Here is an 11,327-nt window from a genome sequence, read left to right as displayed (position 1 = left end):
CGTGCGGGGTGGACGCCGGATCGCCCTGACGGCGATCCGGCTACCCCTGCCCTGCTCCGCAGGAGTCCGATTCCTCCCCGGCCTGAAGGCCGGGGAGGAATCGGAGGAACCCGGTGAAGCGGCCGCACGGCGGCGGACGCCCGCGCATGGAGGATGCTCAGGGCGTGGAACTCGCTGCCACTCAGGCCCAGTTGCCGCTGGAGGCGTCGTTCGACGCAGGTCTCGATCCGGCGGTGGAGCCGATCGAGCCTGTTCCACCGCTCGATCAATGACCTACCTCCCTTCACTGGTCGACTCCGGCAAGCCGGTGGGCCTGGGGTGCGTGCTCCGGCCAGCCATGACGGCACGGCCCCCGTGCAGCCCCTCGGTTGCCGTACTCATGCCGCCGAGCGGTCGTCGAGCTGACGCTCGCCGGAACGCTGTGGATCACCACCAGTGACGAAAGCGTCCCCGGGATGCTGCACGGATGCCAGGGAGACCAGGTCCCTGCCGAAGAGTGCGGCCGTGAGCCAAACGGTGAGAACGCGGACCTTGCGCTCCCATGTGGGCACCGCGAGGAGGTGGTAGCCCCGGTGCATCAGCCAGGCGGCGAATCCCTTGATGACAATGCCCTTGTACTGGAAGATGCCCCGGCCCAGCCCCAGCGTCGCCACGACTCCCAGGCTGCTGTGACGGTAGTCGCGAACGGTGCCTCCGCGCAGGCCGGCCGCGATGTTCTTCGCCAGACGCTTGCCCTGCCGCACCGCGTGCTGGGCGTTCGGCACCGTGTGCGCCCCTGGAACGGGAGAAGCCAGGTCCGGCACGGCCGCATCGTCGCCGGCCGCCCACACGTCGGGCACGGGCGCGTTGTCGGTACCCACGGAGAGATCGGGGCGGACCACGAGCAGGCCCCGCTCGTCGACCGGCAGATCCGTGAGATTGTGCACCACCGGATTCGAGGCGTTGCCCGCGGTCCAGACGATCAGCCCGGAGTCGAACTCCTCGCCGCTGGAGAGCACCACATGCCCGTCCACGACGGACACCAGCTGCGTGTTCAGATGGACGTGCGCGCCACGGCGTTCGAGCGAACGCACCACCCAGGCACCTGGCTTGGCGCCCACTTCCGGAAGGATGCGGTCCCGGGCCTCGACCAGATGGAAGGACAGCTCGTCGAGGCTCAGTTCCGGGTAGTGCTTGAGCATCGCCGTTGCCAGCGACAGCAACTCGCCGAATCCCTCGACACCGGAGAACCCGCCGCCCACGAATGTGACCGTGAGCAGCTTGCGCCGCTCGGCGCCCGGCGGCAGCGATGAGGCCTGGTCGAACGACGTCATCAGCCGGTCACGAATGGCCACTGCCTCCTCCACGTGCTTCAGTCCGATCGCCTGCTGCGCCAGTCCGGGGATCGGGAAGGTGCGCGTCACCGCACCGGCAGTGACCACAAGGATGTCGTAGCGGACCTGGTAATCGGCGCCGCTCGCCGGGCGCACGGTGACCGTACGGTCGGCATTGCGGATCGCGGTCACCTTGCCGGCGATCAGTCGGGTACGGCGCAGATGTCGTCTCAGAGACACGGCGGCGTGGCGTGCCTCGATCGATCCAGCCGTCACCTCGGGCAGGAAGGGCTGATAGGTCATGTAGGGGCGCGGGTCGATGACCGTGACCCGTGCCTCCTTGCTGCGCAGCCTCTTCTCAAGGCCCCATGCGGTGTAGAAGCCCGCGTAGCCGCCACCGACAATCACAATCTCGCGCATGTGTCCCTCTGCTCGTAGCTTCGACACCAGTTAGACCGAGCAGCGGTCAACGGTGTGACACGGCTGTGCCTGCGGTGGCAGCGGGGTGTCGTGCGGGGCGGACTCAGCGACGCCGTCAGCGGTGACGAGGAGCAGGTTATGGCGATCACCCGCTGACGGGCGTCGTCGCCGGGGCCCGAGGCGACCGCAATCCCCCGTCGCGTCTTCCGCGGCAGCCGGTGCGGTCCCCCTCGAGTCTTCCCTCTCATCGGTCGACATGAGTGCGGTCCACCCACTACGGGGAGATGGTCTTCGCTCGTCCCTCGGGCTATTGCCTCGTGCCGACCGCCTGTTGGCGACGTGCTGGTGTGGTGGCCAGGTCCTCCTCGGCCCAGACGACCTTGCCGCCCGAGACCGAGCGGGCGCCCCATCTGCGGGCCAGCTGGGCGACCAGGAACAGGCCGCGCCCGTGCTCGTCGGTGCTGCGTACCCGGCGCAGACGCGGGGCGCAGAAGTCGGTGTCGGACACTTCGCAGGTCAGGACCTGGTGCTGGATCAGACGGAGCACGATCGGGCCGGTGGTGTGGCGGACGGCGTTCGTGACCAGCTCGCTGATGATCAGTTTCGTGGGCTCCGCGAGGTCTTCCAGGCCCCATGCGCTCAATTGCCCTGCTGCCATACGCCTGGCGCTACGGACGGCGGCCTGGTCGTTGGGCAGTGTCCAGGAGGCGACGTGGGCGGGGTCGAGCGAGTGGGTGCGGACCAGAAGGAGTGTGGCGTCGTCGGCCGGGGCCTGGCTTGGGACGGCTTCCATCGCGCCGGAGCAGAGGTCCTCCAGCGAGCGGTTCGGTTGGGCCAGCGTGCTGCCCAGCCGGCGCATCCCCACGTCGATGTCGTGGTCGCGGGTTTCGATCAGACCGTCGGTGTACAGGGCGAGGAGACTTCCCTCGGGCAGTTCGAACTCCCGGGACTCGAACGGGACGCCCGCTCCGAGTCCGAGCGGGATTCCGGTGGGCAGGTCCGGGAAGGTGACCCGACCCCGCGGATCGACGATCGCCGGCGGTGGGTGCCCGGCCCGTGCCATGGCGCACGTCCGGGTGACCGGGTCGTAGACGGCATACAGACAGGTCGCGCCCACCACGGCAGGGAGCTGGTCCGGGGCGTCGGCGTCCTCCTCGGCCAGTCGCTGCACCGTGTCGTCCATGTGTGCCAGCAGCTCGTCGGGCGGCAGCTCCATGTCGGCGAGCGTGCGGACCGCGGTACGCAGCCTGCCCATCGTCGCGGCGGCGTGGAGGCCGTGACCGACCACATCGCCGACGACCAGGGCCACGCGGGCGCCGGACAGCGGGATCACATCGAACCAGTCGCCTCCGACTCCGTTGTCCATGTCGGCGGGCAGGTAGCGGGAGGCCACCTCGACCGCCATGCCGCCCCGCACATGCTGGGGCAGCAGGTTGCGCTGGAGCGCGAGGGCCGCGGTGTGCTCGCGGGTGTACTGGCGGGCGTTGTCCAACGACAGCGCGGCGCGGCTGACGAGTTCCTCGGCCAGGTGCAGATCGCCCTCCTGGAACGGCACCGGATCCTCGCTGCGGACGAACAGGGCCACACCCAGCAGGGCACGCCGCGTGCGGATGGGCACGATCATGATGGAGTGCATGCCGTTCTCACGGATCTTCAGGGCTCGTACCGGGTCCTGAGCGGTCCATGTGCCCTCCGCGGTGTCCAGGATCGGCTCCAGGTACGACCGCCCGGTGCGCATGACGTCGGTGATGGGCGAGGCGGGCGGCACCGGGATCCTCTCTCCGCGCAGCCACGGCGATTCGGGGACTCCCTGGTGGACGGAGGCCAGTCCGGCACGCCGGAAGACGGGCGGGCGCTCGCCCACCGGGCCGATGCGGACCGGTGGCCCGTCGCCGAACGGGACCGACTGTTCCAGGTCGACCGCGACAAAGTCGGCCACGAGAGGCACCGCGAGGTCGGCCAGTTGCTGGCTGGTCTGCATCACGTCCAGGCTGCTGCCCAGTCGCGTACTGGCCTGGCTGAGGATGGCCAGGCGCTCGCGTGCCCGACGGCTCTCGGTCACGTCGACGCTGATGCAGCACACCCCCAGCGCCTTGCCGTCGGCGTCCTGTAGGCAGAAGAACGACGCCGCGAACGTGTGCTCCCGGCGCAGACCGGTCGCCAGCCACGACCGGTACTCGTGCACCCTGGTGGTGCCCCTGTTCAGCACCTGCTGCATCACGGCCTGGAGTGCCTCGGCCTTGGCGCCCGGTAGTACTTCGGGGAACATTCGTCCGAGGCGTCGGTCCGGGCAGATGCCGTCGTGGCTCTCCATCGTGTCGTTCACCCAGGAGCAACGCAGGTCCGGGTCACGCACGACGATGCCGATCTGTGTGCGCGCGAGAAGCGGCGCCCACACCGTTCCGTTCACCGCCTGCCCGGACAGGGTGCCGGTGTCCGTCACGGACACGATCCAGCGCACGGCCCCCTGCTGCCCTCGGACCATGGAGATACGCAGGTTGGCGTTGACCAGGTGGCCGTCTCGATGGCGGGCCGCCGTGGTGCCCGGCCAGCCGTTCTGGGCCCGGCATCGCTCGGCGTACGCCGAGATCGTCGGCGCTTCCTCGCAGGAGGGCAGTATGAGCGCGGCGGGCCGCCCCACCGCTTCGCTCGTGCAGTACCCGACAAGCCGCTCGGCGGCCTGTGTCCATCCGACCACCGTTCCCTGATCGTCGAGCATCGCGATCGCCGAGTCGGTTGTCTCGGGAGTGTCCGGTTGATTGCCGGGCTTCTCGTTGTCAGTGCTGGTCATCGGGCTAGTCCTCAGGTGGGTGGGGCTCTGGGGTGCGGACGGACGCCGACGCGTGAGCGCTGCGGGCAGCGCACGAGGGGAAGGCACCGCTATGTCCTGTTCGCACCTTTCGGGTAATAGACAGGACGGTGCTCCGGTCTGTGACAGGCCCGGTGAACGACCGGCCTCAGGTGCCCCACGGGCCCTGTGGTGCCGACCGTGGGGCCGGTGCCACAGGGCACGTACCCGGACGGCTCGCGCCCGGTGCGCCTACTCGGGCCGGCTCCAGTGCGCCTCAAGGGCGGCGGCGACCTCGGCCGGCTTCTGCAGCACCGTCCAGTGGTTGCAGTCGAGCCTGAGGACTCGGGAGGCCCGGATGGCGCGGCCGAGCTTCTCGCCGAACTCGATCTGGCAGGCCGGGTCGAGAGCTCCCCAGAACACCAGAGCCAGCGCCGTCATGTTCGCCAGCGCCGGTTCCCACTCCGCGCCCATCGTCAGCGCGGAGCGGTAGAGCCTGAGAATGCTGTCCTTCATCGGTCCGTCCACGCGGCTGACCATGTCCTCCGCCAGTTCGGCGGGGACGTCGAAGCCGGCCACCAAGTCCTTGGCGAAGGACCTGGGCTCCAACTCGTTCATGAACCGGTCGCCCTCGACCGGGTCCTGCCAGATCTTGGCCAGCGGATGCCAGACGTACTGGGCGCTGATCGGGCCGTTGCCGCCGGCCCAGGTGCGGACCAAGTCGGGCCGCAGGGAGGCGATGCGGGCGGTGAAGATGCAGCCCCAGTCGTGGCCGACCAGGTCCACGGGCTCTCCGACCTGCTCCAGCCGGTCGATGAGCCGGTCGACGTACTCCTCTTTGGTGGAGTCGAAGCCGGGCGGCGGCGTAGCGCCGAAGCCGGGCAGGTCCCAGGCCTCCACGTCGCGGCGGGTCAGATGTCGGCGAACGCCGTCCCATACACGAGGGGTGTCAGGGATGCCGTGGATCAAGATTGCCGGCACGGTCGCTTCCTTCACGGTAGGGATCGCTGAGGTGAGACGAAAGGGCCGGCTCCTGGCCCCGTCGGGGGTGCCACCGACGACAGCACAGGACCCGCTCCCCAAGGATGACCGGGCGACCACTGGAACCGTGACAGGTCTCCCAAGACCGCGCACAACGTGTGACAGCGTATCGCTCGCGGGGCCGCGAAGGCCGCTCTCGACCACGGGGGTCGTACCGATCGCCCCCACCGAGCGGACCCGCCGCATGCAGCCGCAGGTTTCCTGTCACACATCGTCGGGCTGCTCGGTCAGTCATGTGTACGCCCACGCTCAGACGCAAGGAGATCACCGTGGAATCGCGCCTCAACTACTTCGGCCACACCCTCGGGGCCAAGGTGCTCAAGCACATCAACTCGGCCAACAAGGTCATCACGGACTCGTCGCTGCCGCTCGTCATCCAGGAACTGGTGAAGCTCCGCGCGAGCCAGATCAACGGCTGCGGCTTCTGCACCGACATGCACAGCAAGGACGCCGCACACGCCGGGGAGACCCCGCAACGCCTCAACCTGGTCGCCACCTGGCGCGAGGCCAAGGTGTTCACCGACGCCGAACGTGCCGCCCTCGAACTGGCGGAACAAGGCACCCGCATCGCCGACGCGGCCGGTGGCGTCACCGACGAGGTCTGGGCCAACGCCGTCAAGCACTTCGACGAGGAACAACTCGCCGCCCTGATCTCCCTGATCGCCGTCATCAACACCTACAACCGCATCAACGTCATCAACCAGCAGCCCGCCGGCGACTACCAGCCCGGCCAGTTCGGCTGACCGACACCCCTCCATACGCCGCGGATCCGGTCGGTCTCGTACGGCGAGCCCGACCGCGGGCCGATCGGGGCCGCGGCGGCCGAAGCGGCTGCCCCGACGGCGCATCGGCGAGCAGCCGGCGCGCAGAGGAGGAAGAACAGACATGTCGTACCCGGAACAGGTCTACCAGGGAGACAGCGGGGAGGTCAGCGCTGTCTTCCATCCGGCGAACATTCCGCCGAACCTCGGCGAGGCCGGCAAGGATGCGATTCACTACCTGGCGACCACCGTCACCACACGAGGCGAGTTCGGGCTCTACCGAGTCGAGATGAGGGCGAAGGCAGGCGGCCCCAAGACTCACTTCCACAAGTCCATCTCGGAGTCGTTCTACATCCTGGACGGCACTGTTCGGCTCTTCAACGGCGCACAGTGGGTCGACGCGCACAAGGGAGACTTCCTGCACGTGCCGCAGGGCGGGCTGCACGCCTTTCGCAACGACTCCGATGCGCCGGCGGACATGCTGCTGCTCTTCACGCCGGGCGCACCGCGGGAGGAGTACTTCGAAAAGGTCTCCCAACTGGCCGACGCCACGGATGAAGAACGCGCGGCATTCTTCGTCGAGCACGACTCCTACTTCGCGGAATAGACCCCAGCCGTCATTCCTGGTCCGTCTTCCATGGCGGCCCCTCGCCGGGCGACGGCGATACTGCCGCGCCGACGCCCGGCCCTGGTCACCTGCCGGTTCACGACGACGGTTGGCCGACCCGGACGAGTTCGTCAGGGCGGCCATGAACTGGCACTTCGATCCCGCGACGGGCTCCCGGTACTGGCTCACCCAGGCCGAGCGGCTTGGCTTCGACCCACGGCGGGACAGCAGACGTCATACCCCGGGGCTACGGGTCTCGGCCCGGCTCTTGAACGTGTTCGACAGCGGCGGCTCCCTCGCACAGGCGCTGGGAAGTCGTATGTGTCTCTGAGCACACATGAGTGCCACCATGCGGTCACAGCGTTGACTCGGTGTGCTCTCCCACTGCCCCGAGAGCACACCGTGGCAGCTTGTAGCATGGTGGTCTCCGAGCTGGAAGGGACAACGATGCACCCTGGGAATGACGACGCGGATGCCCTCGACAAAGCGACGAAAGAGTTCCTTGCGGCACATCCCCAGCTCTTCGGTATCGCGTACCGGATCCTCGGCAGTTCCGCGGAGGCCGAGGACATCGTCCAGGAGACGTGGCTGCGGTGGCAGAACACGGACCGCGCGGACATCCTGGAGCCGGCGGCCTTCCTGACCACGGTCACCGCACGGCTGGCCATCAACCTCGCCCAGTCCGCCAGGGTGCGCCGGGAGTCGTACATCGGACCGTGGCTCCCCGAACCCGTAGACACCACTGTGGACCCGCACTTGGGAGCGGAACGGGCCGAGGCGCTGGAGCTGGCGGTCCTCTTCCTCATGGAGAAGCTGAACCCGGTGGAACGCGCGGCCTATGTGCTGAGGGAAGCCTTCGACTATCCCTACCACCAGATCGCGGAGATCCTGGAGACCAGTGAAGGCAACGCCCGCCAGCTGGTGAGCCGCGCCCGCAAACACCTGGCGGCCGACCGCAGGAAACGGGTCAGCCGGGCCGAGCACCGGCGACTGCTGGAAGTGTTCCTCGCCGCCGCGCAGACGGGCGACCTGATGGTCCTGGAGGACCTCCTCGCCGCGGACGTCGTCAGCTACTCCGACGGCGGTGGAGTGCGCGGCGCGTCGAAGATCCCGGTCATCGGGCGGCTGCGCGTGGCCAAGTACCTCGCGGCCTTCGCCCCCCGGTTCTGGCCCCAGGCGGACATCCAGTGGGTCGACGCCAACGGGCGGCCGTCTGTTCTTGTCTCGGCCGACGGGAACGCCGTGGCGCTGCTGTGCATCGATGCTTCCAGCGAGGGGATCGACCGGATCATGTGGGTGATGAATCCGTCCAAGCTGTTGCCCTACGTGGCGTCCCTGAGCGGCTGATCGCCTCCCCGGCAGTCGCCCGAGCCAGTCCGACAGTGTCCCGCTCTTGAGCGCATGGGGAGCGGGACATGTCTGCGTCAGCGTCGGCCGGTGATTTCCTTGTACTCCCGCTCCGTGGGCTTGGGAATCTGGCTCTTCTCCCCGTAGAGGCCGCGGCTGAGCCGGACTCGCAGCCGCTGGGCCCTCGCGGGCGTGTCCTCCGCGCCGTCCCCGGGGGCGGCGGTCAGCGGCGCGTACTGCTCGTGCGCCGTCAGGGTGTGCAGTCGTTGCCGGCTGAGTGGTGCGTGCACCTCGACGAACTCGCCGTGAGGCAGGCGCTTTATCACGCCGGTCTCGCGGCCGTGCAGGACCTCCTCGCGGTCGCGCCGCTGGAGTCCCAGAGCCAGTCGTTTCACCACGGAGTAGACGACGACAGGTACGGTGACGAGGCCGATGCGCACTGCCCACGTCACGGCGTTGACGGAGACGTGCAGTTGAGTGGCGATCACATCGTTCGCCGCACCGAGCAACGCCACGAAGTAGACACTCAGCCACGCGGCACCGAGTCCGGTGCGCACCGGCCGGTTGCGCGGCCTGTCGAGGACGTGCTGGTCCCGGTCGTCGCCGGTCACCCAGGCCTCGACGAAGGGGTATGCGCCCAGCGCGAGGAAGAAGCCGACGCCCGCCAGGAGCGGGACGAGGTTGTCGAGGGCGAGGGTGTGGCCCCAGGCGCTGATCTCCCAGCCGGGCATGACGCGCAGCAACCCGTCTGCGATGCCCATGTACCAGTCGGGCTGGGAGCCTGCCGAAACCTGGTCGGCACGGTAAGGCCCGTACTTCCAGACGGGGTTGATCTGCGCGATCGCCGCGAGGAAGAAGATGATTCCGGCGACCAGGAAGAAGTACCCGGCCGACTTCACCGCGTGCACCCGAAGCGGCAGGCCGACGACGTTCTCGTTCGTACGGCCCGGCCCGGGATACTGCGTGTGCCTCTGCCGGCGGACCAGGACGAGGTGGACGGCGGTGAGGGCCACCATGGCGGCGGGAATCAGCAGCACGTGGATGGCGTTGAAGCGCGCCACCAGATCATGGCCGGGGAATTCGCCGCCGAAGAGGAACATCGACAGGTAGGTGCCGACGATCGGCACCGAGAGGATCGTTCCGTTGACGACGGCGAGCCCGGTGCCGGAGAGAAGATCGTCCGGCAGGTCGTATCCGGTCAGTCCCGCGAACATGGCCAGGACCAGCAGCAGGAAGCCGAACACCCAGTTGAGTTCGCGCGGCTTGCGGAAGGCCCCCGTGAAGAAGACCCGCATCATGTGCGCGAGCACGGCGCCGACGAAGACGAGCGCCGCCCAGTGGTGGGCCTGCCGGACCAGCAGACCGCCCCGGACGTCGAAGGAGATGTGCATGGTCGAGTTGAACGCTTCCGACACCGTCTGACCTTGCAGCGGAACGTAGCTGCCGTGGTACTGGACCTGTTCCGACGAGGGGTGGAAGTAGAAGGTCAGGTACACGCCTGTGATGACCAGGACGAGGAAGCTGTAGAGGCATATCTCCCCCAGCATGAAGGACCAGTGGTCCGGAAAGACCCTGCGCATCATGGTCTTCGCGGGGCTACGGCAGCCCAGTCGCCCGCCGGCCCAGTCGGCGATCTTCTCCCCTCTGCGCTCTCGTCGTGGCCTGGCCGCCCGGCTCTCGTTCTGCACGTTTCACCACTCCTGAAAAGTGCCGCACTCTCGTACCATGCGTTGACACGGTGCGAAGCGGTGCGAACTGCTGTCCTCTCTATGACCATCCGGACCGTGAAAATGTGACATACCGCGACGGGCGGCCCCGCTCGGTGGCCGGCGGTAATTCGGCGCGGCGAACCTGTCACAGAACGCGGAGCCATCCGGTCAGTTGACAGAGGGGTACGGTCGGCGGCCGCGGCATCGTGGGTGCGTCAGCGCCGCGTGGGGCCGGGGTCGTTCCAGGTGCGCAGTTTGTCAGGGTTGAGGATGGCCCAGACATGGATGACGTGGCGGTTGGCGACGTCGAGGCTGATGATCGCGGCGACCACGTGGTCGTAGCGCACGACGAGGCCGGTGCGTCCGTTGACGGACTGGGTGTTCAGGGCGGTGCGCGGGTGCCGGGGCAGCAGCGTGAGCAGGCAGCGGGCGACATGCGTGTTGCCGCGCACCGGTTTGACCAGGGCCCGGATCTTTCCGCCGCCGTCGAAGACGGCGGTGACGTCGGGCGCGAGGATGGACATCATGAGGGCTTCGTCCTGCGTCGCACAGGCCAGTCGCATCGCCCCGACGACGGCGTCGTGCTGCTCCGGAGCCGTGTGCCACGCACGCCGGGCCCGGAGACTGCGACGGGCGTCGTCGGCCGGCTCAGGGCACTCCGGGCCCGGCTGTCGCACGATGTCGGCGACCGTGCGCGGCACCCCGAACACATCGTTGATCACGAATGCGGCCTGTTCGGCCGGGGACAGGAAATCCAGCGCGTCGAGCAGGGTTCCGCTGATCTCCTCCTCCAGCGTCCCTTCCCCCTCAGCCCCCGAGCCAACGGTCCGACCCTCCCCCGCGCAGGTGCCGCCGCCGTCGGGCAGGGCCAACCGGCCCAAACAGATGCCGCCGGTGACCTTCGCCAGCCAGAAACGCGGCGAGGCGATCCGTGCCCGAGCCTGATCGGACAGCGCGAACCACCGTCGATAGGTTTCGTCGACGATGCTCTCCGCCGCACTGCTACTGCCCAGCATCCAGTAGGCGACGTCCAGCAGATGACGCCGCTCGTCCAGCAGCTCCGCGATCGGCACCGCGTCATCGTCACGGTCCATACGACATCCTCCCTCTCGCACAGCACCCCGCACCACAGCCACCGCGACAAACGTCCTGATGTCCTGGACCGGACACGTGCGGACCTTGTGACGCACGACTGCGGTGCCGCGCCCGTGTCAGCTGCCGGGAATGCGTCCTATGCTTCCTCGTCGACCCAGCTCATCAGCTTGCGCAGCTGCTTGCCCGTGGTCTCCAGCAGGTGCTCGGAGTCCTGCTTCTTGTACTCGTTGTACCTCTTCAGCCCGC

8 protein-coding genes and 1 pseudogene are annotated in these 11,327 nt (G+C 68.3%); 3 read left to right on the top strand and 6 right to left on the bottom strand.

What is annotated here, in order from left to right:
• Positions 1 to 377 precede the first annotated feature (377 nt).
• From ACIBJF_RS48895 to ACIBJF_RS48885, 3 genes are all read right to left on the bottom strand, one after another.
• Positions 378 to 1,733: an NAD(P)/FAD-dependent oxidoreductase gene (locus ACIBJF_RS48895; protein WP_399184363.1), complete on the bottom strand. Its 1,356-nt coding sequence runs from the start codon at positions 1,731 to 1,733 to the stop codon at positions 378 to 380.
• 307 nt (positions 1,734 to 2,040) lie between these two features.
• A complete protein-coding gene (locus tag ACIBJF_RS48890) occupies positions 2,041 to 4,524 on the bottom strand; it encodes a SpoIIE family protein phosphatase (RefSeq protein ID WP_399184362.1) in 2,484 nt (827 codons plus the stop codon).
• A gap of 249 nt (positions 4,525 to 4,773) precedes the next feature.
• On the bottom strand, positions 4,774 to 5,502 hold the full coding sequence (locus ACIBJF_RS48885) for an alpha/beta fold hydrolase (protein WP_399184361.1): 729 nt from the start codon (positions 5,500 to 5,502) through the stop codon (positions 4,774 to 4,776).
• 329 nt (positions 5,503 to 5,831) lie between these two features.
• Here ACIBJF_RS48885 and ACIBJF_RS48880 point away from each other — a divergent pair, with 329 nt between their 5' ends.
• From ACIBJF_RS48880 to ACIBJF_RS48870, 3 genes are all read left to right on the top strand, one after another.
• A complete protein-coding gene (locus ACIBJF_RS48880) occupies positions 5,832 to 6,305 on the top strand; it encodes a carboxymuconolactone decarboxylase family protein (protein WP_399184360.1) in 474 nt (157 codons plus the stop codon).
• Positions 6,306 to 6,447: 142 nt separating this feature from the next.
• Positions 6,448 to 6,930, top strand: a complete 483-nt coding sequence (locus ACIBJF_RS48875) for a cupin domain-containing protein (protein WP_399184359.1) — start codon at positions 6,448 to 6,450, stop codon at positions 6,928 to 6,930.
• A gap of 447 nt (positions 6,931 to 7,377) precedes the next feature.
• The gene (locus tag ACIBJF_RS48870; protein WP_399184358.1) at positions 7,378 to 8,277 is read left to right on the top strand and encodes an RNA polymerase sigma-70 factor; all 900 of its coding nucleotides are present in this window, start codon (positions 7,378 to 7,380) and stop codon (positions 8,275 to 8,277) included.
• Positions 8,278 to 8,354: 77 nt separating this feature from the next.
• On the opposite strand, the gene ACIBJF_RS48865 is transcribed toward ACIBJF_RS48870, so the two are convergent.
• The 3 genes and pseudogenes from ACIBJF_RS48865 to ACIBJF_RS48855 form a co-directional block, all read right to left on the bottom strand.
• Positions 8,355 to 9,965: a cytochrome bc complex cytochrome b subunit gene (locus ACIBJF_RS48865; RefSeq protein ID WP_399184357.1), complete on the bottom strand. Its 1,611-nt coding sequence runs from the start codon at positions 9,963 to 9,965 to the stop codon at positions 8,355 to 8,357.
• Positions 9,966 to 10,201: 236 nt separating this feature from the next.
• Positions 10,202 to 11,080 carry an RNA polymerase subunit sigma gene (locus tag ACIBJF_RS48860; protein ID WP_399184356.1) on the bottom strand — a complete coding sequence of 293 codons (879 nt, stop codon included), beginning with the start codon at positions 11,078 to 11,080 and terminating at the stop codon, positions 10,202 to 10,204.
• 137 nt (positions 11,081 to 11,217) lie between these two features.
• A pseudogene (locus ACIBJF_RS48855) lies at positions 11,218 to 11,327 on the bottom strand (ketol-acid reductoisomerase); the annotation flags it as partial.

It is taken from the genome of Streptomyces sp. NPDC050743, assembly GCF_044456925.1.
Classification (GTDB): Bacteria; Actinomycetota; Actinomycetes; order Streptomycetales; family Streptomycetaceae; genus Streptomyces.
This window is presented reverse-complemented; position numbering and strand designations above follow the sequence as displayed.

Bases quoted from the DNA above. Each gene is read 5' to 3' on its own strand.
- ACIBJF_RS48860 (WP_399184356.1), bottom strand. From the start codon at position 11,080: ATGGACCGTGACGATGACGCGGTGCCGATCGCGGAGCTGCTGGACGAG.
- ACIBJF_RS48870 (WP_399184358.1), top strand. From the start codon at position 7,378: ATGCACCCTGGGAATGACGACGCGGATGCCCTCGACAAAGCGACGAAA.
- ACIBJF_RS48875 (WP_399184359.1), top strand. From the start codon at position 6,448: ATGTCGTACCCGGAACAGGTCTACCAGGGAGACAGCGGGGAGGTCAGC.
- ACIBJF_RS48895 (WP_399184363.1), bottom strand. From the start codon at position 1,733: ATGCGCGAGATTGTGATTGTCGGTGGCGGCTACGCGGGCTTCTACACC.
- ACIBJF_RS48890 (WP_399184362.1), bottom strand. From the start codon at position 4,524: ATGACCAGCACTGACAACGAGAAGCCCGGCAATCAACCGGACACTCCC.